The 22,858-nt window shown below is 62.2% G+C and carries 19 protein-coding genes and 1 pseudogene; 8 read left to right on the plus strand and 12 right to left on the minus strand.

Features of this window, described 5'->3' with window-relative positions:
- Nucleotides 1–47 precede the first annotated feature (47 nt).
- Entirely contained in the window at nt 48–446 is a 399-nt protein-coding gene (gene gcvH / locus MTHMO_RS00600) for a glycine cleavage system protein GcvH (RefSeq protein WP_202213067.1), read from the minus strand.
- A complete protein-coding gene (gcvT, locus tag MTHMO_RS00605; RefSeq protein WP_202213068.1) occupies nt 443–1,564 on the minus strand; it encodes a glycine cleavage system aminomethyltransferase GcvT in 1,122 nt (373 codons plus the stop codon). The genes gcvH and gcvT overlap by 4 nt, the downstream gene beginning before the upstream one ends.
- A gap of 155 nt (nt 1,565–1,719) precedes the next feature.
- On the opposite strand from gcvT, the gene MTHMO_RS00610 reads away from it, so the two are divergent.
- Together MTHMO_RS00610 and MTHMO_RS00615 are read left to right on the plus strand one after the other, a co-directional pair.
- On the plus strand, nt 1,720–2,349 hold the full coding sequence (locus MTHMO_RS00610; RefSeq protein WP_202213069.1) for a hypothetical protein: 630 nt from the start codon (nt 1,720–1,722) through the stop codon (nt 2,347–2,349).
- A 4-nt stretch (nt 2,350–2,353) separates the two neighbouring features.
- The gene (locus tag MTHMO_RS00615) at nt 2,354–2,617 is read left to right on the plus strand and encodes a hypothetical protein (RefSeq protein ID WP_202213070.1); all 264 of its coding nucleotides are present in this window, start codon (nt 2,354–2,356) and stop codon (nt 2,615–2,617) included.
- Between the two features lie 75 nt (nt 2,618–2,692).
- Here the strand turns inward: MTHMO_RS00615 and phoU are convergent, their stop codons facing one another.
- Nucleotides 2,693–3,361, minus strand: coding sequence for a phosphate signaling complex protein PhoU (phoU, locus tag MTHMO_RS00620; protein ID WP_202213071.1), 669 nt, complete (start codon nt 3,359–3,361; stop codon nt 2,693–2,695).
- 291 nt (nt 3,362–3,652) lie between these two features.
- On the opposite strand from phoU, the gene MTHMO_RS00625 reads away from it, so the two are divergent.
- Both MTHMO_RS00625 and MTHMO_RS10760 read left to right on the plus strand, forming a co-directional pair.
- A complete protein-coding gene (locus MTHMO_RS00625) occupies nt 3,653–4,048 on the plus strand; it encodes an HAD family hydrolase (RefSeq protein ID WP_202213072.1) in 396 nt (131 codons plus the stop codon).
- Nucleotides 3,982–4,227: pseudogene (locus tag MTHMO_RS10760) on the plus strand (HAD-IC family P-type ATPase); the annotation flags it as partial. The gene MTHMO_RS00625 and the pseudogene MTHMO_RS10760, both read left to right, overlap by 67 nt.
- A 464-nt stretch (nt 4,228–4,691) precedes the next feature.
- Here MTHMO_RS10760 and MTHMO_RS00630 read toward each other — a convergent pair.
- On the minus strand, nt 4,692–6,311 hold the full coding sequence (locus MTHMO_RS00630) for an IS1634 family transposase (RefSeq protein WP_202213073.1): 1,620 nt from the start codon (nt 6,309–6,311) through the stop codon (nt 4,692–4,694).
- 135 nt (nt 6,312–6,446) lie between these two features.
- Between MTHMO_RS00630 and MTHMO_RS11075 the strand changes: the two genes are divergently transcribed.
- The gene (locus MTHMO_RS11075) at nt 6,447–6,569 is read left to right on the plus strand and encodes a hypothetical protein (RefSeq protein WP_255535314.1); all 123 of its coding nucleotides are present in this window, start codon (nt 6,447–6,449) and stop codon (nt 6,567–6,569) included.
- A gap of 15 nt (nt 6,570–6,584) precedes the next feature.
- Here the strand turns inward: MTHMO_RS11075 and der are convergent, their stop codons facing one another.
- The 5 genes from der to MTHMO_RS00655 all read right to left on the minus strand — a co-directional run bounded on the left by der (nt 6,585) and on the right by MTHMO_RS00655 (nt 12,378).
- Nucleotides 6,585–7,997 (minus strand): ribosome biogenesis GTPase Der, encoded by a 1,413-nt coding sequence (gene der / locus MTHMO_RS00635; RefSeq protein ID WP_202213074.1) that lies wholly within the window; start codon nt 7,995–7,997, stop codon nt 6,585–6,587.
- Between the two features lie 31 nt (nt 7,998–8,028).
- On the minus strand, nt 8,029–8,649 hold the full coding sequence (locus tag MTHMO_RS00640; protein ID WP_202213075.1) for a CDP-alcohol phosphatidyltransferase family protein: 621 nt from the start codon (nt 8,647–8,649) through the stop codon (nt 8,029–8,031).
- Nucleotides 8,646–9,977 carry a glutamate--tRNA ligase gene (locus tag MTHMO_RS00645; RefSeq protein ID WP_202213076.1) on the minus strand — a complete coding sequence of 444 codons (1,332 nt, stop codon included), beginning with the start codon at nt 9,975–9,977 and terminating at the stop codon, nt 8,646–8,648. Before MTHMO_RS00645 ends, MTHMO_RS00640 begins: the two co-directional genes overlap by 4 nt.
- A complete protein-coding gene (gene amrB / locus MTHMO_RS00650; protein WP_202213077.1) occupies nt 9,974–10,957 on the minus strand; it encodes an AmmeMemoRadiSam system protein B in 984 nt (327 codons plus the stop codon). Before amrB ends, MTHMO_RS00645 begins: the two co-directional genes overlap by 4 nt.
- A 113-nt stretch (nt 10,958–11,070) precedes the next feature.
- Nucleotides 11,071–12,378, minus strand: a complete 1,308-nt coding sequence (locus MTHMO_RS00655) for a glucose-1-phosphate adenylyltransferase (RefSeq protein ID WP_202213078.1) — start codon at nt 12,376–12,378, stop codon at nt 11,071–11,073.
- A gap of 52 nt (nt 12,379–12,430) precedes the next feature.
- On the opposite strand from MTHMO_RS00655, the gene glmS reads away from it, so the two are divergent.
- Nucleotides 12,431–14,278, plus strand: a complete 1,848-nt coding sequence (glmS, locus tag MTHMO_RS00660) for a glutamine--fructose-6-phosphate transaminase (isomerizing) (RefSeq protein ID WP_202214782.1) — start codon at nt 12,431–12,433, stop codon at nt 14,276–14,278.
- Between the two features lie 14 nt (nt 14,279–14,292).
- On the opposite strand, the gene MTHMO_RS00665 is transcribed toward glmS, so the two are convergent.
- The gene (locus MTHMO_RS00665) at nt 14,293–15,690 is read right to left on the minus strand and encodes a cell wall metabolism sensor histidine kinase WalK (protein WP_202213079.1); all 1,398 of its coding nucleotides are present in this window, start codon (nt 15,688–15,690) and stop codon (nt 14,293–14,295) included.
- Nucleotides 15,687–16,442, minus strand: coding sequence for a response regulator (locus tag MTHMO_RS00670; protein ID WP_202213080.1), 756 nt, complete (start codon nt 16,440–16,442; stop codon nt 15,687–15,689). The genes MTHMO_RS00665 and MTHMO_RS00670 overlap by 4 nt, the downstream gene beginning before the upstream one ends.
- Nucleotides 16,443–16,577: 135 nt before the next feature.
- Between MTHMO_RS00670 and gyrB the strand changes: the two genes are divergently transcribed.
- On the plus strand, nt 16,578–19,166 hold the full coding sequence (gene gyrB, locus MTHMO_RS00675; protein ID WP_202213081.1) for a DNA topoisomerase (ATP-hydrolyzing) subunit B: 2,589 nt from the start codon (nt 16,578–16,580) through the stop codon (nt 19,164–19,166).
- A 51-nt stretch (nt 19,167–19,217) separates the two neighbouring features.
- Entirely contained in the window at nt 19,218–21,818 is a 2,601-nt protein-coding gene (gene gyrA, locus MTHMO_RS00680; RefSeq protein ID WP_202213082.1) for a DNA gyrase subunit A, read from the plus strand.
- Here gyrA and MTHMO_RS00685 read toward each other — a convergent pair.
- Complete coding sequence (locus MTHMO_RS00685) at nt 21,779–22,795, minus strand: L-threonylcarbamoyladenylate synthase (RefSeq protein ID WP_202213083.1); 1,017 nt, start codon at nt 22,793–22,795, stop codon at nt 21,779–21,781. The genes gyrA and MTHMO_RS00685 overlap by 40 nt on opposite strands.
- Nucleotides 22,796–22,858 lie beyond the last annotated feature (63 nt).

A 22,858-nucleotide genomic window follows, 5' to 3' on the forward strand; every position in this document is an offset into this window, starting at 1 on the left:
ACCGACCAGATGGGACAGACAGACCTTCGCAAGGGGGCGGCGGTTCCCTACGTCGAGGTCGCCTCGCCGCGCTGCGTAAGCTTTTCGTAGGCTTCCGGCGGTTGCAGTTTCGCGATTTCCGCCTGGTTTTCGATACGAATCCGGAAGAGCCAGCCCTCCCCGTAGGGATCGGTGTTGATCAAGCCCGGGTCCCGGGCCAGTGCGGCGTTGATCTCGCTGACCTCCCCGGAGAGAGGGGCGTAGACGTCGGAGGCGGCCTTCACCGATTCGATCGTCGCGACGGCTTCTCCCTGACGGACGCGCGTGCCGACGGCCGGCAGCTCGACGAAGACGATGTCGGAAAGCTCCCGTTGCGCGTAATCGGTTATGCCCACCACACCGGTATCTCCTTCGCACAGCAACCATTCGTGCGAAGCGGAATAGAAACGGTCGGTCGGAATGTTCATCTGCGTCTCCTTCGATAGAGAGGAGCGGCCCTCACGGTTGCCTCATAGCGGTGTCCCCGGACCGTGTAAGCAAGGCGCGTGCCTTGGGCGGCCAGCTCCGTCCGCACGTACCCCATGCCGATCGGCGCGCGCAAGGTGGGGGAAAACCCACCGCTGGTCACCTTCCCTACGACGGTTTCTCCGCTCCGGAGCTCATAGCCGGTCCTGGGCGGAGGAGCCGGGGGGTCGACCACGAAGGCGACCAGAAGGACTTCGGCTCCTCGGATCCTTCTCTCTTCCAGCGCCCTCCTTCCCGGAAAGGAACATCTCTTCTCCCAGTCGACGACCCAAGCCAGGCCGGCTTCCACGGGCGTCACCTCCGGGGTTAGCTCTTGGCCGCTCAAAGGTAAGCAGGCTTCCAGCCTGAGGATGTCCCTTGCCGCCAGCCCGCAAGGGCGTATTCCCGATGAGGCACCCGCTTCCAGAATAGCCTCCCAGAGGCCGGGGCCAAGCGGGACCGGAAAAAACAGCTCCACCCCATCCTCCCCCGTGTAGCCGGTGCGCGCCACCCATAACCGAGTTCCTTCCCAGGAAGCGACAACGATGGCGCGACGGCCGAGCGCCTCCGGAACTTCCGGCAGGATCGATCGGACGATCTTTCGAGCTTCCGGACCCTGGACGGCTAGAGCGCCCCAGTGTTCGCTCGCGTCCGTCACGGTCGTCCCGGCCCCTTGAAGATGTTCGGACAGCCAGCGGAAGTCGCTCGGCGTCGTGGCGGCGTTCACGACGCAAAGAAACGTCGACGACTCGATCCGGTAGAGGAAAAGGTCGTCGAGAATTCCTCCGTCTTCTTGCAACACCAAGGAGTAGCATCCGCGCCCGACCTCCAGGGAGCCGATATTGCTCGGAAACAGGCGGTCCAGATCTGCCGGAGCATCCGGCCCGCGCAGGACCAGTTCTCCCATGTGGCTCACGTCAAAGAGCCCTGCCGTTCGGCGAACGGCTGATGCTTCCTCCGCCACGGTCGTGTAGACAATGGGTAGGCTCCACCCTGCGAATTCCCCCATGCGCGCTCCCCATTTTCGGTGGCGATCCGCCAGGGGAGTCGTGCGGAGCGGAAAGGGAGGAGAGGATCGCACGGACGCTACGAGTCAAGGCAAGAGCGAAATCCCTTGTCAAGGAACTCTTGCGCCCGTCCTCGTCCCTCCGGTAGGGATGAGGACGGGCCGGTCCCCGAATCGCAAAGGCTTGCGTGGCGGGCATGGACGGGTAGGATGTTGCGCAAGACCGGTTCATGAACAAGAAAGCTGGGGAAACCGCGCCTTTGCCTGGCGAGGGCGAAACGGGTTCCCGGTATACCGTCGACGATCTGAATATCAAGGTTCAGCAGGCCCACGAGGTCCTGCTGGACCTGGAGCGGAGGCGCGAGGAGATCGAGCGCCAGAAGCGCCAGCTCGAAGAATTGCGGAAGAAACAGCGGGATTTCGAGGTCGGACACCGAGCGGTCACCGAAGAGCTTACGCGGAGCATCGCCCTTTTGGAGCGTCATCAGGAGGAATGGGAAAGGGAGCTCGAAGACATACGCTCGGTCCGGAAGACGCTCGCCGGACAGCTTTCCGCCTTGGAGGCCCTGGAGCCGGCATCCTGGGAACCGGCAAACCTGGGCGAGGAGTTGACCAAGGCGCTGGCGTTGATCGATCAATCCCGGGCCGCCCTGCGGCAAGCCCAGGGGAGGATCAACCGGCTCGGTTGGGATGGTGCCGTGCGGGAGGGCGGTGCTCCGCGCGGGGAAGAAGCGGCGGCGGAGGTCGAGCAGGAGTCGGGCTTTTGGCAAAAGGTGGCGAGCGGATTTGCGTATTCCCTCCCCCTCATCCTCTCCCTGCTGGCTCTTTCTCTCTTCTGGTTTTGGATGTTCAAGAAGTAGGACCATGCCGCGCGATTCGAAAGAAGCTGTTTCGCGGGAACAGGATCCGGAGAGCCTGCCGCGTCATTTTTCTTCGGAAGGGGCGGACGCCGCTCAGGCTCGGCTGGCGGGGGCCGGAAGGCGCTCTTCGAGATGGCAGCATAGCGCTCAGCGGAAGCGGGATCGAAACCGGTTTTTTTTCTTTCTCCTCCTGCTTGCCGTCATTGTCTACATCCTATGGAAGCAGTGGAGTCCCTATCTGGTGCCCGGAGGAGCCGCGGCTCGCTGAGCGGACGCCGGAGGGGCGGCAGCCCCCCCGCATGGCCGCTTGGTTGTGGGCGGAAGCGGCGCTCGACTGCGCTGGTCACCGGATCCCCGTTCGGCTCCGATGACGGATGTCCCTGGCGCGGTAGAGGTAATACACTTCCTCGGCGATATTTTTGGCGTGGTCGGCGATCCGTTCGATCGCCCGGCTGACCAGGAGCAGGCTCGTCGCCTGGGGGATCGCTCCCGGTTGGTCGCGCATCGTTTGGAGCAGCTCCTCGGAAAGCATCCTGTTGAAGCTGTCGACTTCCTTGTCGCGCCGGACGATGTCGATAGCCTTCTTGGCCTTGGCCTCGATGAAGCAGTCGATCGCATCCCGGTACATTTCCTCGGCTACCATGGCCATCCGGGGGAGGTCGAAAAGGAGCTTGAGCGGCGGAGCGGTGTTGAGTCGGCGCGCCAGGCGGGCGATCGTGACCGCCTGGTCGCCGATCCGTTCGAGATCGCTGGAAATCTTGGAAGCCACCAATACAAAGCGGCAGTCGATAGCCACCGGGCTGTGCGTGGCGATGTAGGTGATGACCAGATCGTCGACCTTGACTTCCAGTGAGTCGATTTCGGAGTCCTGCTTTTCGACCGAATCGGCGAAGGAATCGTTTCTCTCGATGAGGGCTTGGAGCGCCAAACGCAGATGTCGGGCCGCGAGACTTGCCATCAGCAGCAGCGTCTCTCGGATGCGAGAAAGCTCGAAGGAACCGGTACTGGTCATTGCGGCCGAGACTTTCGCCGGGCCTTGAGCCGACGAATACAAGTAAATCTAGCACGAAGGAGGGTGAGCGGATACTCTTTTCCCGTGCGGCCTCCGCCAATCCCTGCCACTCTCACAAATGTCCGCTGCTCTGCGGTGGAGCCGGCCGCCTCGTCGATTCTTGGTTTTTCCGCCCCCTGCTCTATGTCATCCTACGGCTCCGGAGGAAGAACCGCCGCAGCGCCTTGCGCCCGAGCTCATGTGCGGCGCCCGGGTTGCGAAATCGGTGAGAAATGGCGGCTAGAGCGCGCCGTGGGAGGTTTTTCGGCGGAAGCGGCCCGAAAAGCGGAAGCCCTCTCCTCTCAGGGAGAGCGGGTTCTCGCCGTGGCGGCGGGCGGCCGGGAGCCCTTGACGCTGGCAGGCTTCCTCGGTTTTTCCGATCCGGTCCGTGATGATTCCTGCAGCCTGGTCACCCGGCTTCAAGAACTGGGAATCCGCGTGCTTCTGGTGTCCGGGGATGCCGAACCGGCGGCCCGTGCCGTTGCACGCCGGGTCGGAATCGGCGACCGGGTCTGCTCCGTTCCGATTGCGCCGGCGACCGCAAGGAGGATTCGATCGATTCCTGTGACATCTTCGCGAACGTGTATCCGGAAGAGAAATTTCGGATCATCGATTGCTCTCAGAAAGAAGGTCATGTCACTGGGATGACCGGCGACGGGGTGAACGACGCACCCGCGCTCCGGCAGGCGGAAGTCGGAATCGCGGTGAGCACCGCCTGCGATGTCGCACGGGAAGCGGCGAGCATCGCCCTCACAAATCCGGGCCTCATGGATATCGTCGCCGCCGTTGAGACCAGCCGGGAAATCTATGAGCGGATGCTGACCTGCATTCTGAACAAGATCATCAAGACGATCGAGGTCGCCGTCTTTCTCACCATTGGCCTCTATTCTGCCGGCAATTTCCTTCTGACTCCTTTTCTCGGAGTGCTGCTTCTCCTGACGAACGATTTCATCACGATGTCCCTCGCCTCCGACCGCGTCCGGATTCCGGTCCGCTGCCGGCGATGGCCGATCCGCTCCGTGGTGATGGCTGCCGGGATCTTCGCCGCCTGCCTCCTGGCTCTCTCCTACACGATCTTCTGGCTCGGGGCCCATTGGCTCCGGCTGGATACCCGCCATCTGCAAACTCTGGTCTTCGCCTGGCTTGCTTTTTCCGGGCAGGGGATGGTTTACGTCGTCCGCGAACGGCGCCGGACGCCGGGCCCGCGACCGGGCTTCTGGCTGTTGACCGAACTTCCGCTGTGTAGTGTCGCAAGTGATTGTAGCAGAACGTTAAGACTTTTTCGTTCTGCCTACATGGCCCATTTGGGCGGGCGAGCAAAGAGGGGGAGCAGGTCGAGCTTTTGGAGCAGTGCGTTGATGTCGGCGGGGATCTTGGAGAAGAACCCGATCAAAGGCCGTCCGTTTGGGGCAAGCCGGATCAAGCGGATCGCCTGAAGGCGGCGGAGCACCTTGGGCACCTCTTCGGTAAACCCTTTGGCCACCCATTCGGTCCTGAGGCGGGCATTCATCCAGAAAGCCAAGAAGCAGATTCTCACGTGGTTGCGGACCCGATCGGGCCGCCAATGATAGACCGGACGGACTTCGAGGTAGCTCTTGAGTTCTGAAAAAGCGGCCTCGACCTCTGCGAGCCGCTTGTAGTGGGTCAGCACCTCCTGAGGAGAAGCCTTGGCGGACGGGAGGTTGGTCTCCAAAAGATACCAGCCGTCGATCGCCTCTTCTTCTTTGACCCGCTCTTGGTCAAGCTTCCACCAGAACCGGCCCTTGGCGTCGACTCCATACTGAAAGTACTTATGGGCCTGGATCCGCTGGAGCGCCCGGCCGATCCGGCTGCCGAGCTCGACCGGGTCTGCTCCCTTGCGCGTTGCCTTGGCAATCTGGCGCAGCTCTTCCTCTCCTCGGGCAATGCGGCTCTGCCGCCGCTCCCGATCGCGCATCGCGCGCCACTCCCCTCCGGCAACGACGTAGCGAACCCCTTGGTGCTCGATCTCCATCACCCGGGTTCGATCCGTCAGCCAGAGCTGCCGATCTTTGGGAAGTCGCCGAACGATCTCCTGGAGCTTGGTCCCAGTTGATCGGGTCACGTACTCAAGCTCCATGCCGGTGAGCATCTCCAGATTCCACCGGCTCTTCATCCCGCCATCGAAGACGAAGGTAGCCTCTCGGATCCCGAGTCGGCGTCTGAGAGTCACCAAGAGCCCCGTCAGCGTCGTGCTGTCCGCCCGGTTCCCCCGCAGGACCTCCACATGGATCGGGATCCCCCGGGCATCGGTGGCGACCGCAAGAAGCACCTGCCGCCGATCTTGCCGGTGATCCCGGCTGTAGCCGTACTGCGCCAATCCCTCGGGGCCGTCCCCCTCGAAGTAGACACTCGAAAGGTCATAGAGCACCAAGCTCGCTCCCTCTGGTTGGGCTTCCCGGTAAAGCTTCTTCTCGATCCCGCTCCAAACGCCGTTGAGCCCATCCATCGCCCGGTAGAGATCGTCTTCTTCCAGGTCCTTCTCCTCCAGCCCGCATACCTTAGCCAAAAGCGTCCCGCCTGCTTCCTCCCGAAGGGCGAGCTTGGAAGAGGGAAAGAGAATCCGTCCAAAGATCATCGCTTTCAAAAGCCGCCCCTTCCGCTCCGAACCCACCCCGGAAAGAACCTGATCGAGTCCAAATCGCTGCCACGCTTGCTCGAGGACCGCGAGTCCTCCGTAATCCAGAGCTTCCTGCCCTTCCAGTCCGTCCAGGGGCACCAGCTTCTTCCCCTGCAGCAGCGCTCGGACCGCCTGCTGGACCTCCACCGGCATCCGGGTCAGATTGGACAGGATCCTGGTCTTGACCTGCTTGCCCACCCGATACGACTCCCGGACAAGAACGGATCGGTAGACTTTGCCCCTCTGGCAAGTGCGCACCTCTTGCACGTACATGCCTACAATATGCCAAGAGCATGATGCTTATGCAAACAAATGTTATTCACATTGTATTCGCATTACACGTCCTACATTATTTTGCGTAAGTCCTTCATGTGCCAAAACAATCCTCAAAATTGTGCGGAAGATGGGTTGACCTGCTCCATCGGAGGGGTGGCGTTCGTGGTTTTCCTGGCGACGGCCGGAGTCGGCATGGCTCCCTTGCCGTGGCCGATCGTGATCGGGCTCCTCTCAGAGCGCTCGGGGTCTTCCTAGCGGCCCCGACGCTCGTTAGAGGGAAGATTTTTGCCCTCTTCGGCTTGGCCGGAGCGGAAACCGCCGCTTGCCGCTGATGGTTTTTTCCCTCCCTTCCGCCTTTTCCCATCTCCAGTGGATCGGGCGGCCCAGCAGGGGGAATTCCTTTCGCATCTGCGCTTCCAAGAAGCGCTCGTAGGATTCGACGCGAAGCTTCGGGTCGTTTGCGTAAAGGCGTAGACGGAGCGCGGAAGCAGCCGCCGACCCTCGCGCTGTTTCGTTTACGACATAATAGATCTTGAGGCGCTTCCCCTTGGATAGCGGAGGAGGGACGCGGCGCTGGACGTTTTGGAAAAACCTGTTGAGCGCACTGGTCGAAATCTCGATTTTCGCTTCCGCATCGACTTGAAGGCTCGTTTCGAGCAGGCGGTCGATGTTGGTTCCCTCCTTGGCGCTCAAGGGGACGACGGGGGCGAAGGCCAGCTGGGGTAATTCTCTCTTCAGCGCATCGGCCGCCAGGACCTCCGTTGTCTTTTCGTCGGGCGCCTTCAAGAGAAGATCCGACTTGTTGAGGGCGATGACGCAAGGCCGGCCGATGCGCTGAATCCAGCCGGCGATTTTCTTGTCTTGGCGTGTAATCCCCGAGTAGCCGTCAAGCACCAGGATGGCCACGTGAGCACGGGCGAGCGCGTGGAGGGAACGGCCGGCGGTTTTCGCCTCGAGTCCTTCCCTCTGCTTATGCCGAGGGGCCAGTCCGGCCGTATCGATAAGGAGGAGTCGCCGGTCGCGCCAGGTGAACGCAATGTCGATGGCATCGTGCGTGGTCCCCGGCTCGGGCGCGACGAGCAATCGGGACTCCCCGATCAAGGCGTTGACCAGCGTCGATTTGCCCACGTTGGGCCGCCCGAGGAAGGAAAGCCGCCGCGGGGGCTCTTCGATCGCCGGCGAAGAACCGGGAAGGACGCCCCCTTCGCCCATCAATTTCTCGCGCAATCGCCGGATCCCTCGGTTGTGCGCGGCGGAGACCAAGATCGGATCGCCGAAGCCCAGCTCGCAGAGCTCGCCGGCGAATGCCTCAAGCTTTTCATCGTCGGCTTTGTTGGCGATCACCCATACCTTCTTGCCGAGCTTGCGGAGAGAGGCGGCGATTTCCCGATCGAGCGGAGTCACTCCCGCCCGGCAGTCAAGAACGAAAAGGAGATCGGTCGCCTTTTCGAGAACGGCCCGGGTAAGGCTGACGACCGCGCGTTCCAGCCCGGTGCGCGGAAGTGTGACTCCGCCGGTGTCGATCAGGAGTGCTGTTTCCCCGCCGAAGCGGACAAAAGCGGAGAGGGGATCCCGTGTCACCCCCGGATCGGAGTGGGTCAATGCGATCTCTTTCCCGCAAAGGCGGTTGAACAAAGTCGACTTTCCGACATTGGGCCGGCCTACGATCACGAAGGTTCGCATAGAGTTCCGGCCGATACGCCATCCGGCAGGCTTACGAGAAACGCGGGCCGGCGCTTCCCCGTTGCGTGGGACGGAGAGAAATGCCGGATCCTCCTTGGACCAGCGCGCGCAATCCGACCGAGAGATAGAAAGCGGCGGATGCGAGCACGAAACCGGCGGCGATCCAGCAGGCCCATGCCGCCCAGGAAAGCTTCAGGAGAGCCGCCGTCACGGCGACGAACGAAAAAAACGTAGCCGCCTTTCCTGTCCAATGCGGGTGGATCGGGACTTTCCGCTTGAGGAGATGCAGAAGGCCGACGCCCGAGAGCAGGAGGCTGTCTCGGCTCACGACCAGCACCAAGAACCAAAACGGCAAGGGTGCCGACCGCGGAGAAGGAAAAGTGGTCAAACAGAGGAGCGAGACGAGCATCAGGAGCTTGTCCGCCAAGGGATCAAGGATTCTTCCTAGCCAGCTCTGTTGATTCCATTGTCTGGCGATGAATCCGTCGAGTGCGTCAGTCAGTGCGGCCGCCAGAAAGAGGGAGATTCCGGCGATCCGAAGCCGGTCGTCACCCGGCCCTCCTGCTTGACTCTTGCCGTACTGCCAGAGCACTGCCGCCATGGCCGGGACGCAGAACAGGCGCAATACGGTGACACGATTGGCCCATGTCATGAGGCAAAAGTCTCGATCGCCCGGCGAAGACGTTGCAGGACCCGATCTTTGCCCAGAATCGCCAGTGAGGGATAGAGGCTGGGGCCGACTTCTCGCCCGGTCGTGGCCACGCGTGCCGGATGGACGTAGGTGCGGACGGGGGTTCCGCGCTCCTGCGCGAGCCGCCGAAAACGCGCTTCCAGCGAGGAAGCAGAGAAGTCAGGAGCGACGGAGAGATCCGACAGAAGCTCGCGCAGGGCTTGGACACCGGCAGGATTCAGGAACCGCTTGACCGCTTCCGGATCGAAACGGACCTCTTCCTCCAGGAACGGACGAGCCCATTCGACGAACTCCCTTCCCGTTTTTACCTTCTCTTTGATCAAGAGGGTGACCTCCCGGAGGTAGGCCGGCTCCCATTTCCCGGTCGGATATCCCGCTCTTTCGAGCCACTCCCGCGCCTGGGGGAGGATAACCTCGGCGCTCAGGGCGCGCAAGTAGCTCCCGTTCATCCAGAGCAGCTTATCGGCATCGAAGCGGGCATTGCTCCGATGGATCTGACCGAGCTCGAATCTCTCCACCGCCTCCTCGATCGGAAAGATCTCCCGGTTCTCCCGGAGCGACCATCCGAGTAGGCAGAGGTAGTTGCGGACCGCCTGCGGAAGGTAGCCGCCATTGCGATACTCCATGAGGGAAGCCCCGACATCCCGCTTGCTCATCTTCGAGCCGGTCCGATTCAAGATGAGCGGAATATGGGCGTAGCGGGGAGAGTCCCCGCCTAAGGCGGCGGCGATCGCCAAATGCTTGGGCGTGTTCGAGAGATGATCTTCGCCCCGAATAACATGGGTGATTCCCATTTCCAGATCGTCCACGACGTTCACAAGATGGAACACGGGGGATCCGTCCTTGCGTCGGATCACGAAATCCTGCTCGAGCGTGCAGTCGAAGCCGACCTCGCCGCAGATCAGATCATCGACGACGATCTTCTTCCGCGGCATCCGGAAATAAATCGCCCCGTCCTTTTCGTAAGCCTGGTCGCGATCGAGAAGGAACCGAATCGCCCGATCGTAGACCGCACCTCGCTCGCTCTGAAAGTAAGGGCCGCGGTCGCCGCGCACGCTTCCATCGGGCATAGGTCCTTCGTCCCAGTCGAGCCCGAGCCACCGGAGGCCGTCGAAGATGACGCGCACCGCCTCCGCAGTGTTGCGCGCCGAGTCGGTATCTTCGATGCGCAGGATGAACGTTCCTTTCGTATGGCGGGCATAGAGCCAGTTGAACAGCGCCGTGCGGGCTCCGCCGATGTGCAGGTAGCCGGTAGGGGAAGGGGCGAAACGGACCCGTACTCTACTCATGCCGTTGCTTCGTCTTCCGGTTGTGCTCGCTTCTCCCGTAGCACGCCGCTCGTGAAGGTAACCACCGACCGGTCCGACTCCTCAAACCATTGTTCATAATATGTGCGTTCCAGCCGCGCTTGTCCTTCAGTGATCCGAAGGAGCAGCGCGAGGGCGCCCACTCCGTCGAAATACCGTATATTCCGCTCGCGACCGAGATGGACAAAAAAAGCGGAGAGGTCCTGCCTTTCCACCGTCCGCCAAAGCTCTTCTTCCCAACGGCGGGTCTGTCCCAAGAGAAACGGGGTGATCGCAAACGGATGGCCGAACCGCGGGCCCATGTGGCATCCATCGATGCTGACGATGATCTGCATCCGCTCCCCGTAGGCCTGCCGCAGGGAGCGGAGGGCTCCGGCAAGCCGACCGAACGCCGAGTCCGCTGATGGGGCTCTCGCCTGCTCCACAGACTTGTGGAGGCCGCCGCAAAGAACGGGAAGGAAACGCACGGGACGGCCGCTTCCCCGGAAGGCGCGCAGCGCTTGCAGAAGCACGATCGGAAACTCGATGGAATGTTCGCCGTCGTGCGCCTCCGCATCTCTGAGCGGAAACTCGACCTGATGCCGAAGCCAATCGATCGACTCGACATCGGCCAGGGCGCGCCCGAGGGGGGTGAGCAGATCGCGATCATCGACGCTCCATTCGACTCTCGAGCGGTGGCCGACGCCGAGGATCAGGTAGACCTCGGCCTCCGGAGCGCCCGCGAGCGGCGCGAACGCGTGGGTGTACGCTTTCGCGCTGACCCGGAAGTCGATGTGAGGAGAGAGGACGCCGAGCAGGTCGTTCCGGCCTTGGGCGGGAGCCGACGGTAGAGGAGCCGCGCCCGGCTCGGAAAAGAACGAGCGGAAGTACGCGAGCGCCCGATCGCCGTCGATCGGATAGCAGGTGCCCGCGCAGCGGCATCGGATCGCCGGCCGGCGGCGGCTGCGGACGGAAGCGGTCATACCCATCATTTTTCGGGAAAAAAGGCTCAGGCAAAGCAAAAGTTTGTATCTACCCCGAATCGCGCAGTCCGGGAACCGGACCGCCCGAACGGGCGAAAAAACGCATGGTCGTCCTAGATGACCGTGCCATGGGGCACGATGCCTCCGCGCGGGATGATCACCAATCCGTCGCGGATGTAGAAGCAATCCCCGTCCATGTTCGCTGGCTTCCCCTTGGGAGAAATTCGTACGTTGTCGCCGATGCGTGTGTTCTTGTCGACGATGGTTCCCTCAATGAAGCTGTTCCGTCCGATCCCGATCCGAGGCAGTCCGCGACCTTCGGCCGCCAGCGCTTCCGAATCGGTCTCGTAGACGTCGTTTCCCAAGAGCAGGGAATCCTTGATCGTCGCGCCCGGAAGCACGATGCTGCGAATGCCGATGAGGGAATGCTCGATTTTGGCATCCGAGATGACGCTGCCTTCGGCGATGAGCGCGCCGGAAATCTCCGCCCGGGAGATTTTCGAGCTCGGGAGGTAGCGCGCCCGCGTATAGATCGGGAAGCGGCTATCGTAGAAATCGAACTTCGGATGTGGTTCGCACAGATCGAGGTTGGCTTCGTAAAAGGCGCGAATCGTGCCGATGTCTTCCCAATACCCCGAGTGGATGTAGGCGAAAACCCGATGGCTCGGGATGAGCCGCGGGATCACGTCCCTGCCGAAATCCGGCTCTCCGCCCGTCAAAGCGTTGGCCAGCACCTTCCGGTTGAATAGATAGATTCCGGTGGAGGCCCAGTATTGCGGCTCTTCGGGAGGAAGCCGAAGCAGCGAAACGAACGGATCCCCGATCGCCAATTTCGAGAGAAGCGAGGGGTCTTTCGGCTTCTCGACGAAAGAATCGATCCGCCGCTCCTCGGTGACGTGAACGATCCCGAAGCCGCTGACCCGATCTTGATTGACCGGAGTCACGGCGACCGTCAGGTCCGCGTAGCTGGTCACGTGCTGCTCGATCAATGCCCGGAAATCCATCCGATAGAGCTGATCGCCCGCCAGAATCAGCACCAGCTCATGCGGATGGCTCGAGAAGTGGCTCAGGTTCTGTCTTACCGCGTCTGCGGTTCCCTGGTACCAGTAGGCGCCCTTCATCGTCTGCTGCGCGGCCAGAAGTTCGATAAAACCTTGGGAGTAGTCATCGAACCGGTAGCTCTGCTGGATATGTCGATGCAGAGAAGAACTCTGGAATTGGGTGAGAATGAAGATCCGCTTGAGGTCCGAGTGAATGGCGAGGCTGATAGGGATGTCCACGAGCCGGTATTTGCCGGCCAACGGGACCGCCGGCTTCGCTCTTTCCTTGGTAAGGGGGAAGAGGCGCGTTCCCGCCCCTCCGCCCAAGATCACGGTGATGACATCGAGAGGAGAATAGTTAGCGCCGTTCCATCGAGTCATGGGAATTGACGGGGGTCGTCCGCGACGAATAATGATCGGGGCCAGAGCCAATATGTGCGGAATTGTCGGTTATCTCGGGCAAAGGGAAGCGCAGCCGCTGCTGCTCAACGGGCTGCATCGGCTCGAATACAGAGGATACGACTCGAGCGGCATCGCCATTCTCGACGGCGGCCGGCTTGGTTGGGTCAAGCGCAAGGGCAGGATCTCCGAACTGGAGCTCGCCCTGCAGAAACGGAACCTTCCGGGCACAATTGGAGTGAGCCATACCCGATGGGCCACTCATGGAGTCCCGAGCGATGCGAATGCGCATCCCCATTTTGACCAATCGCATCGCCTTGCCATCGTCCATAACGGGGTGATCGAAAATTACCAGCTTTTGAAGCAAAGGCTATCCGATTGTGGCCATCGTTTCGAATCGGACACCGACACCGAGGTGCTTGCCCATCTCATCGGCGAAGCCTACGACCGCCTCCCTCCTGAGGATCCGAAGAGGCTCGAGAATGCGGTCCGATCCGCCCTGGCAGAGGTTATCGGAACCTACGGCCTCGCCGTGATCCATGCGGATTGTCCCAACCTGCTGGTGGGCGCGCGACGGGGTAGTCCGCTGATTTTGGGAATCGGCAACAAGGAGTTCTTCTTGAGCAGCGATGTCACGGCCATCTCCGCGCAGGCGCAACGGGTTGTTTACCTGAGTGATGGAGACATCGTTGCCATCCGGCCGGAAGGGTTCGATATCTCCTCCCTCACCCGGCTTCGAGCCGGATTCGAGATTAGCGAGGTCGAGAAATCGGAAGCGGAGACGGAGCTGGGCAGCTATCCGCACTACATGCTTAAGGAGATATTCGAACAGCCCGAGGCGATCCGGAATGCGATGCGGGGACGCCTCGATTTCGAGGAGGCGACCGCCAAGCTGGGCGGCCTCAACATGAATCCTCATGAGCTCCTGCGGATCCAGCGGATTCTGATCGTCGGCTGCGGAACGGCCCGCCATGCGGGGATCGTGGGGGAGTATCTGATCGAATCGCTGGCTCATCTTCCGGTGGAGGTCGATTACGCCAGCGAATTCCGCTACCGGAACGCGCCTCTGGACCGGGAGACCGTGGTTTTTGCCGTCAGCCAGTCGGGAGAGACAGCGGATACGCTGGCGGCCGTGCGGGAATCTAAGCGGAAGGGGATGCGCGTGCTGGGGATCTGCAATCAGGTCGGGAGCACGATCGCCCGCGAAACGGAGGGAGGGGTCTACATGCACGCTGGCCCGGAGATCGGGGTTGCGGCAACCAAGTCTTTCACCTCCCAGGTGCTGATCTTCCTTCTCCTGGCGGTGCTCCTCGGGCGGCTCCGCTACCTTTCCGCGCGCCAGGGAAAAGAGCTGATCGAGGAGATCGAACGGCTACCCGATCAGGTGGCCGGCATCCTGGCGCGGCACGAGGAGATCCGCGCGATCGCCGAAAAGTATGCGCAGGCCGAGGCGATGCTCTTCCTGGGGCGGCAGTTTCAATACGGCATCGCGCTCGAGGGCGCTCTCAAGATGAAGGAGATCACCTATATCCGGGCCGAGGGCCATCCGGCCGCCGAGCTCAAGCATGGGGTGATCGCGCTGATCGATGAGCGGATGCCGAGCATATTCCTCTGCCCCCAGGACGGCGTCTACGACAAGAACATAAGCAACATCGCGGAGGTCAAGGCACGCCGTGGACCGGTCATCGCCATTGCCAGCGAGGGGGACGATCGGATCCGGGAGCTGGCCGACGATGTCTTCGCCGTGCCTCGGTGCTCGGAACTTCTTGCGCCCATCCTTACGGTCGTTCCTCTCCAGCTTCTGGCCTACTACACGGCAGTTTGCCTCGGCAGGGACGTGGACAAGCCGAGGAACTTGGCCAAGAGCGTCACCGTGGAGTAAGCGCCGGTTTCCCGTCAGGCGGCACGGGGGAGATGCCGATCCGCGGGCGGAGGTGTCGGCGCTTGGGGCGTGTCTTCATCCTGCGCGGCCCGATCGGTTCCGGCGGCGGAGGAGGATCGCTCCCGAGGAGCGGCCTGCCAGGCAGGAAGCGTTACCGTCACCGTCGTGCCGCGGCCGGGCTCGCTCTGTAGCTCTACGCGTCCTTGGTGGAGATCGACGATCCGCTTCACGATGGAGAGGCCGAGTCCGGTTCCGCCCGCTTCCCGGCTACGGGTCTTGTCGACTCGGTAGAACCGGTCGAAGACATAGGGAAGGTCGGCCGCGGGAATGCCCACTCCCTGGTCGACAACCCGAATCGAGACCATCTCCTTTTCCGCATCGGCTCGGATGCGAATGGGGGAGCCGGGCGCCGAATATTGGATCGCGTTTTCGACAAGGTTGTAAAGGACCTGCTCGAGGCGAAAGGGATCGGCGTCAATCTTCGGAAGGTTCGCTGGAAGTTCGACGAGAAGGTCGAGCGGCTTTTCCGGGAAAGCTTGGCGGAGGTCCGCTTCGATCCTGCGGAGGAAATGGGGCAGCGAGACCGGGGCGCGTTCCAGATGCATGCGGTCCGGCTCTAGGGCGGAAAGGGTGAGGAGATCGTTGACCAGCTTGCTTAAGCGAAGAGAGTGGCGCTGGAGGATTTTCAGGATGCGGTTGACCTCTTCCGGGGCGAGCGTGCGCGAGGCGTGCAAGAGGGTTTCGACATAACCGCGAAAGATGGAAAGGGGGGTGCGGAGCTCGTGCGAGACGCTCGCAAGAAATTCCTTCTGCCGTTCTTCGTTGCGCTTGTGCTCGGTGATGTCGTGAAGCACGAGAAGGACCTGGGACGGGGCTCCCGATTCCCCGCGCATGGGCACCGCATTGACGATGAGAAAGAGATCGGCTTCCGAGCGGGGCAGGCTGCGAAGCGTGATCTCCGCCGAAAGGGTTTCTTGACGCGTGAAGGCTTCGCCGATCAACCGGTCGATTTCGGCGTTCCGGAGAGACTCGAGGACGGTGCGGCCGGACGGCTCTCCGCCGAGTCCGAATTGCCGGACCAGGGCTTCGTTGGCCAGCGCGACCCGGTGATCCCGGTCGATGATCGCCACCCCCTCCATCATGTTCCGGAGCACCCCGTGGAAATTTCCGCTCTGCTGCTCGACCTGTTCGGCAAGCTTCTCGCGCGAGGCGAGAAGCTCTTCAAGACGGCTGGCCACGCGAAAAAGGCTTCGGGGACCGAAGATGACGAACGAACGCGGGTGTCGTCCCCGGGCGACGTCTTCGGCGATCCGCTCCAGCTTGGCCGCCGAACGGGCCCAGTTCCAGAGTTGAAGCAGGGCCGCCGTCAGGGCGGAACCTAAGAGGACGATCAAGAAGGAGGCAACCGTCATTCTTGGAGTTCGGGCTGAGGCGGGTTGCTCAGAGCGAACTCTTCGGGTCCTCCGCGTTTCATGCGGAACCGATATCCGATTCCACGGACCGTTTCGATGTAGTGCGCCGCACTCCCTAGCTTGTCCCTTAGGCGGCGTATGTGCGTATCCACCGTCCGCGTATCCATAGCTTTCTTATACCCCCAGACTTCCCGCAGCAGGTCTTCACGCCGATGGACGCGCCCCCGGCCCCGGAGGAGGGTGTTAAGAAGCCGAAATTCGGTGGCGGTCAGGTCGACCCGGCGGCTCCGGACGAAGGCTTCATGCCGCCTGGGGTGGACTACGAGATTCTCATGGCGGATCGGCTCCGTGGGCGGGCTTCCCTCCATGCGCCGCCGCAAGAGCGCACGGGTCCGAAGGACCAGCTCGCGCGGGCTGAAAGGCTTCGTCAGGTAGTCGTCCGCGCCTATTTCCAATCCCTGCACGCGATCGGCGGGCTCCGCCTTCGCCGTCAGGATCAGGATGGGCAAATCGACGGTCGTCGGATTGCGGCGCAGGGTCTTGCAGACCTCGAGCCCGCTCAGCTCCGGAAGCATAAGATCGAGGACTACCAGGTCGGGAACGTCGCCGATCGCCCTCTCCAGGCCGTCCGTTCCGTTCGAGGCTCGCAGCGTATGAAAACCCGCCGCCGTCAGGTTGAGGCAGATCAGCTCAAGGACGTCGGGCTCGTCTTCGACCACCAGGACGACATGTTGCCGGGAAGGGGCCGCCATATCCCGATAGGAGGCTACCCGAAGGCAAAGGGAAGCGCAATCTTTCGAGGAGCCAGACGGCGGGCTCGACAGCGCGCGTGCGGCTTGTCTTCGGGAAGTGCGCGGGATATTATTGGAAACGAAGCAGCAGCTACGATGTCTGTCGAAGGGCTATCCCGCCAGTTGCCGGCGAAATCGGTTCCGTACGATGCGTCGAAGATCGACAAGCTCGAAGGCCTGGAGGCCGTGCGCAAACGGCCCGGGATGTACATCGGGCATACCGACGAGCGCGGGCTTCACCATTGCGTCTTCGAGGTGCTCGACAATTCGATCGACGAGCACCTCGCGGGCTTTTGCACGCGGATCGAGGTAACGATCCACATCGACGGCTCTCTTTCCGTCCGCGACAACGGACGGGGGATTCCGGTCGATCTCCATCCCAAGTTCAAGATCCCCGCGGTGGAGCTGGTCCTCACCAACCTTCATGCCGGCGGCAAGTTCGGCCAGGGGGCCTACAAGTATTCCGGCGGTCTCCATGGCGTGGGCGCCAAGTGCGTCAACGCCCTCTCGGAATGGTTCGAGGTCGAGGTCGCCCGCGACGGCAATGTCTACCACATGGAGTTCAGCCGGGGGAAGACGGTCAAGCCGTTGGAGATCATCGGGAAGAGCCGAACGACCGGTACCTATATCACTTTTAAGCCCGATCCTGAGATCTTCACCGCTACCCAGGAGTTCAAGACTGACATTCTCGCACCTCGGCTCCGGGAGCTCGCCTTCTTGAATCCCGGCCTCGAAATCGTGCTCTCCGACGAGCGGGTTCTGGATGGCGACAGGCCGAAGGTGCAGCACTTCCTCTACCGCCGTGGCATCGAGGAGTTCCTTGAGCAGATCACGGGGAGCATGGAACGGCTGCATCCGAAGCCTATCATTATCGCCCGGGAGAAGGACGACATCCTGCTCGATTGCGTGCTGCAATACACCGACGGATATGCCGATCAGATTCTTTGCTACACCAACGGGATTCCGAACCCGGACGGCGGCACGCACCTTTCCGGTTTCCGGACGGCCCTCACCCGTTCGGTCAACCAGTACGCGAAGTCCAACAACCTGTGGAAGGAGAAGGATCCCGCGATCTCGGGCGACGACGTGCGGGAAGGTCTTTTCTGCGTGCTTTCGCTCAAGCATCCCAATCCCAGCTTCGAGTCTCAGACCAAGGTAAAGCTGGTCAGTCCCGAAGTGGAGGGAATCGTTTCCTCGCTGGTCTACGACGGGCTCATGTCGTTTTTCGAAAGGAACCCGGCCGTCGCCAAGCGAATCGTGGAGAAGGCGCTGACGGCCGCCCGGGCCAGAGAGGCGGCTCGAAAAGCGCGAGAAGCCGTCCGCAAGACGGCTCTCTCCGGAAAGGGACTGCCGGGAAAGCTGGCAGACTGCTCGACACGGAGTCCGGACGAGGCGGAACTCTTTATCGTGGAAGGGGATTCGGCCGGCGGCTCGGCCAAGCAAGGGAGGAACCGCCAATTCCAGGCTATACTCCCGATTCGCGGGAAGCTGATCAATGTGGAAAAGGCGAGGCTCGACCGGGTTCTCCAGAACGAAGAGATCCAGACGATCATCACGGCGGTGGGGACCGGGATCGGAGAGGGGGACGGAGAAGGAGCGTTTCAACTCGACCGCCTTCGGTATCACAAGATCATCCTTATGACCGACGCCGACGTCGACGGCTCCCACATCCGCACACTGCTCCTCACCTTCCTCTATCGGCAGATGCAGGAGCTCATCCGACGAGGATACGTTTATATCGCGCAACCGCCGCTCTATCTGGTTACCCGCAAGAAGAAAGAGTGGTACCTCCGGGATGATGCGGAGCTCAACCGGATGCTGATTCAGCAGGGCGCCGAGGAGGTCAAGATCGAAGACCTTCGGACGGGCCGCGTTTTTTCGGGTGCCAGGCTCTTGGATGTCCTCAACCGGTTGGAAGATCTGGATAAGTTCGCCCGTTCCTTGCTCAAGCACGGTGCGGATTTCGGAGCTTACCTGGAAAGCCGGGATCCTGCGACCGGCGCATTGCCGGTCCACCTCGTCCGCGTCCGAGAAGGCAACCGGGAGGAGATTCATTTCTTCTGCTCGGATGGCGATCTTGCCCGTTTTGCCGAGGCCAACCCCGACTTGTCCCTCTTTGACTGCGGGAACGCGAGCGCAGAGGTCGTCGACCCTCGTGCCGGCACCGAGGTGTCGGGCAGCTCGTCCGGAGACGCAGAAGCCGCGGCGGAGGGAACGAGTCCCGCCCCTCCCGCGTCGCAGCCGGAAGAAGCGGCGGCGAGATTCCGCCGGGCGATCCATGTCGAGCTTTACGAAAGCAAGAGCATCCGGGAGAAGCTCGATCAATTGGCCGAGCTGGGGATGGTGATCTCGCAGGTGCGGGCGCGGGAGCCGCTTTACGCGTTCCTCGAAGGGGAAGGAGAGAACCGCCGCCTGCTTTTCTCCCCGAGCGAAATCCTGTCGGCCGTCAAGGAAGTCGGGAGGCGGGGAATCGAGATCAAGAGATTCAAAGGGCTGGGCGAGATGAATCCGAAGCAGCTTTACGAGACGACAATGGATCCGGCGCGCAGAAAGCTCTTGCGGGTCGAGATCGCTGACGCGGCGACCGCCCAGGAGATCTTTGCAACGCTGATGGGGGATGTGGTCGAGCCGCGGCGGCGGTTCATCGAGGAGAACGCGCTTCACGTGCGCAATCTCGACGTCTAAGGCGCCCTGTTCGCAAGCAGGCGAAGTATAAACAAGGGAGGGAAGAGTCGTATGCCCGATGGCGGAACCGGCGGCGAGGGACAGCCTCTGCTGGCGGCGGAGCGGTTTGAAACGCGCGACGTCTCCGAGGAGATGCGTAGCTGCTTCCTTGACTATGCGATGTCGGTCATCATCGCTCGCGCGCTCCCCGACGTGCGCGACGGGCTTAAGCCCTCCCAGAGGCGGATCCTGTACTCGATGCACGAGCTGGGGCTTGCTCCGAATCGGAAGCATCTCAAATGCGCCAAGATCGTCGGCGAGACCATGGGAAACTACCACCCTCATGGCGACCAGGCGATCTATCCGACCCTCGTGCACATGGCCCAGCCTTGGGCGATGCGGGAACCCTTGATCGACGGGCAGGGGAATTTCGGCTCGGTGGAGGGGGATCCTCCTGCGGCTATGCGGTATACGGAAGCCCGTCTCACCCATCTTGGCTCGCTTCTGATGGCGGACATGGACAAGGAGACAGTCGACTTCGTCCCCAACTACGACGAGACCCGGACCGAGCCGGTGGTTTTCCCGGCGGCCTTCCCGAACCTGCTTGTCAACGGGAGCACAGGGATCGCGGTGGGAATGGCGACCAACATCCCGCCGCACAACCTCGGAGAGCTTGTCGAAGGGATTTGCGCTCTCATCGATAACCCGGCTCTCTCTCCAGAAGATCTTCTCCGGTTCGTCAAGGGGCCGGATTTCCCGACGGGAGGGATCGTGGTCGGCCAAGAGGGAATCCGGAATTATTTCCTGACGGGCAAAGGGAGCGTGCGCCTGCGGGCACGCCTCCACGTGGAAGAGCTGCGGAACGGAAGAGCTGCGATCATCGTGGACGAAATCCCCTTCAACGTGAATCGTGCGACCCTGGTGGAACGGATCGGCGAGCTCATCACCGAAAAGCTGATCGACGCCAGCGACGTTCGTGATGAGTCCGACGAGAACACGCGGGTCGTCATCGAGCTTCGACGCGACGCCGTGCCCAAGGTCGTAGAAAACAATCTCTACCGGCTCACCCCCTTGGAGACGATCTTTGCTGTCAATTCTCTGGCGATCGACGGTGGTCGACCTCGGACCCTCAACCTCAAGGAAATGCTGCTCGCCTATCTCGACCATAGGAGAGAGGTCGTCCTGCGACGAAGCCGCTTCGAGCTTCGGAAGGCGGAGGAGCGGGCGGAAATCCTCGAAGGGTACCTGATCGCGCTGGCGAACTTGGACGAATTCCTCCGCGTCATCCGAGGGGCGGTGAATCGGGAAGCCGCGCGCATCGAGCTGGGCGGATATGAGTTTACCCGCGAACAGGTCGAGGCCTTCGGAATCGTCGTTCGCCATGCGGAACGGCTGGTAAACGGCCGATACAGGCTTTCCGACGCGCAGCTGGACGCGATCCTCGATCTTCGCCTCTATCAGCTTACCGGCCTGGAGAGGGAGAAGATTCTCGAGGAGTACCGAAAGCTGATGGAGCGGACCCGCGAGCTCGAGGAGATCTTGGCCAGCGAAATGCGGGTGCTGGCGCTGATCCGGGAGGAACTGCGGGAGGTTGCCGCCAAGCGGGCCACTGCGAGGAGAACGGAAATCGTGGCGGCGGAAGGAGAAGTGGCTTTCGAGGACCTGGTGGCTCGGGAAGCCGTCGTCATCACGCTGACCCATAAGGGCTATATCAAGCGGACGGGTTTGGCCAACTACCGGGTGCAACGGCGCGGCGGCCGAGGAGTGATCGGAATGGTGGCCCAGGATGGGGAGAGGACCGAGGAAGCCGATTTCGTCGAGCACCTCTTTACCGCTTCCACCCATGACCACCTGATCTTCTTCACCACGGCCGGGCGTGCCTACATCGAACGCGTCTACGAAATCCCGGAGATGGCACGGGCTGCCAAAGGAAGAAGCATCGCCAACGTGCTCGAGCTGGCCCCGGGCGAGGAGATCGCCGCTCTTCTGCGCGTCGGCTCCTCCTCTTCCGAGGACGGGGCTGCTTGGGATCGGCCGGGCTTCCTCTTTTTCTGCACCGCGCTCGGCCAGGTGAAAAAGACCTCCCTCTCCGAGTTCGCCCATATGCGCAAGAAGGGGATTCGGGCGATCAACATCCCGGAAGGGGATCGGCTGATCGACGTGAAATTCACCACGGGGGATCGCGAAGTGGTCCTGATTACGCGGGAGGGCTTGAGCATCCGCTTTCCCGAGGAAGATGTACGCCCGATGGGCAGGGATGCCACGGGGGTGCGAGGCATTCAGTTGGGCAAGGAGGACCGGGTGGTGGCCGCCGTTGTGGTCGATCCCGCTGCCACGCTTCTGGTGGCCGGCTCCAACGGGCTGGGGAAGCGGACCAGCTTTGACGAATACCGCCGGCAAAGACGGGGAGGGAAAGGGGTCATCACTATGAAGATGACCAAGAGGACTGGGGAGGTCGTCGCTGCGCTATCGGTTGTCGATGGCGATGAGCTGATGCTCCTGACGCAACGCGGATTGATGGTGCGCGTGCCGGTCAAGGGGATCCGGCGCGTCGGCCGCAATACCCAGGGAGTCCGGCTCCTTACCCTGGACCCCGGTGACCGGTTGATCAGTGTAGCTCGGGTCGTTCCGGATCAAGAAGAGGAGGGAGGGGAAGAGGGGTTGCTCGCGTAGTCGCCCGCGCCGAGGCCTGCGGTGGCGGAAGCTTCGGCCGCCTTCCGCAGCCGCTCGTTGACCGCGCATCCGAGCCCGCGCTCCGGCAGGAGCATGGCGTAGATCCGCCGCAGGCCGCATTCGTCGAGCTCTCGGAGGTATCCAAAGAGGTTGGCCGCTGCTTCCTCCAGCCGGAAGAGGGCGGAAAGGCTGCGGCAGATCGCGAACCCCTCCGGGCAGGGCCCCCAAGCAAGCAGCCCTGCGTCCTTCCGTGCCGAGGCAGGGATCTCTTCCGGCGTCCGGATGAGCGAAAACGGGGTGCGCAGGACGTAGTGCCGGCCAAGCCGGCGGGTGTCGGATCGGAAATCCGTTTCGCGATCGATGGGGCCGACCACTTCCTCCAGGAGATCCAAAGGAGTTCCTCCCGAGCGGATCAGGACCGGACGCGGATCCGCCAGAAAGAGCACCGTAGATTCTACGCCGACGCAGCAACGGCCGCCATCGAGCACAAGAGGGACCTCGTCCCTAAATTCGGCTTCGACGGCTTCCGCCGTGGTGGCGCTCAGGTGCCCCGAGCGGTTGGCGCTCGTGACGGCCAGCGGGCGGCCGAACCGTTCCAAAAGGGCGAGCGCAAGCGGATGGTCGGGCACCCGCACTCCCACAAACGGGAGACCCGCCGTCAGAAGATCGGGCACCGCCTCCGGTCGCTTCCGAAGGATCAGGGTGAGGGGTCCCGGCCAAAACCGCTGCGCGACCCGCGCCGCGCTTTCCGGCACCTCCGCCACCAGATGAAAGGCGGTTTTGGCGGAGTCGCAAAGGAGGCTGATCGGATGGAACCAGGCGCGCCGCTTGCATTCGAAAAGCCGTGCCACGGCTCCGGGGTTGCTTGCGTCGGCGGCGAGCCCATAGACGGTCTCCGTGGGGATTCCGACGAGTTCTCCCGCATGGAGGAGGGCTACGGCCCGATCGAGCACCGGCGTCGAACGCAGATTCTCCATCCTACCCATTCTTTCCGGCTCGGCGAGGCTCGATGCCGCGCTTGGCACCGCAGGCCCCGGCCG

This window comes from Methylacidimicrobium sp. AP8, assembly GCF_903064525.1.
GTDB lineage: Bacteria > Verrucomicrobiota > Verrucomicrobiia > Methylacidiphilales > Methylacidiphilaceae > Methylacidimicrobium.

Excerpts from the sequence above, each read along its gene's own strand:
- gcvH (WP_202213067.1), bottom strand. The coding sequence starts at position 446 with ATGAACATTCCGACCGACCGTTTCTATTCCGCTTCGCACGAATGGTTG.
- MTHMO_RS00610 (WP_202213069.1), top strand. The coding sequence starts at position 1,720 with ATGAACAAGAAAGCTGGGGAAACCGCGCCTTTGCCTGGCGAGGGCGAA.
- MTHMO_RS00615 (WP_202213070.1), top strand. The coding sequence starts at position 2,354 with ATGCCGCGCGATTCGAAAGAAGCTGTTTCGCGGGAACAGGATCCGGAG.
- phoU (WP_202213071.1), bottom strand. The coding sequence starts at position 3,361 with ATGACCAGTACCGGTTCCTTCGAGCTTTCTCGCATCCGAGAGACGCTG.
- MTHMO_RS00630 (WP_202213073.1), bottom strand. The coding sequence starts at position 6,311 with ATGTACGTGCAAGAGGTGCGCACTTGCCAGAGGGGCAAAGTCTACCGA.
- der (WP_202213074.1), bottom strand. The coding sequence starts at position 7,997 with ATGCGAACCTTCGTGATCGTAGGCCGGCCCAATGTCGGAAAGTCGACT.
- MTHMO_RS00640 (WP_202213075.1), bottom strand. The coding sequence starts at position 8,649 with ATGACATGGGCCAATCGTGTCACCGTATTGCGCCTGTTCTGCGTCCCG.
- MTHMO_RS00645 (WP_202213076.1), bottom strand. The coding sequence starts at position 9,977 with ATGAGTAGAGTACGGGTCCGTTTCGCCCCTTCCCCTACCGGCTACCTG.
- amrB (WP_202213077.1), bottom strand. The coding sequence starts at position 10,957 with ATGACCGCTTCCGTCCGCAGCCGCCGCCGGCCGGCGATCCGATGCCGC.
- MTHMO_RS00655 (WP_202213078.1), bottom strand. The coding sequence starts at position 12,378 with ATGACTCGATGGAACGGCGCTAACTATTCTCCTCTCGATGTCATCACC.
- glmS (WP_202214782.1), top strand. The coding sequence starts at position 12,431 with ATGTGCGGAATTGTCGGTTATCTCGGGCAAAGGGAAGCGCAGCCGCTG.
- MTHMO_RS00665 (WP_202213079.1), bottom strand. The coding sequence starts at position 15,690 with ATGACGGTTGCCTCCTTCTTGATCGTCCTCTTAGGTTCCGCCCTGACG.
- MTHMO_RS00670 (WP_202213080.1), bottom strand. The coding sequence starts at position 16,442 with ATGGCGGCCCCTTCCCGGCAACATGTCGTCCTGGTGGTCGAAGACGAG.
- gyrB (WP_202213081.1), top strand. The coding sequence starts at position 16,578 with ATGTCTGTCGAAGGGCTATCCCGCCAGTTGCCGGCGAAATCGGTTCCG.
- gyrA (WP_202213082.1), top strand. The coding sequence starts at position 19,218 with ATGCCCGATGGCGGAACCGGCGGCGAGGGACAGCCTCTGCTGGCGGCG.
- MTHMO_RS00685 (WP_202213083.1), bottom strand. The coding sequence starts at position 22,795 with ATGGAGAATCTGCGTTCGACGCCGGTGCTCGATCGGGCCGTAGCCCTC.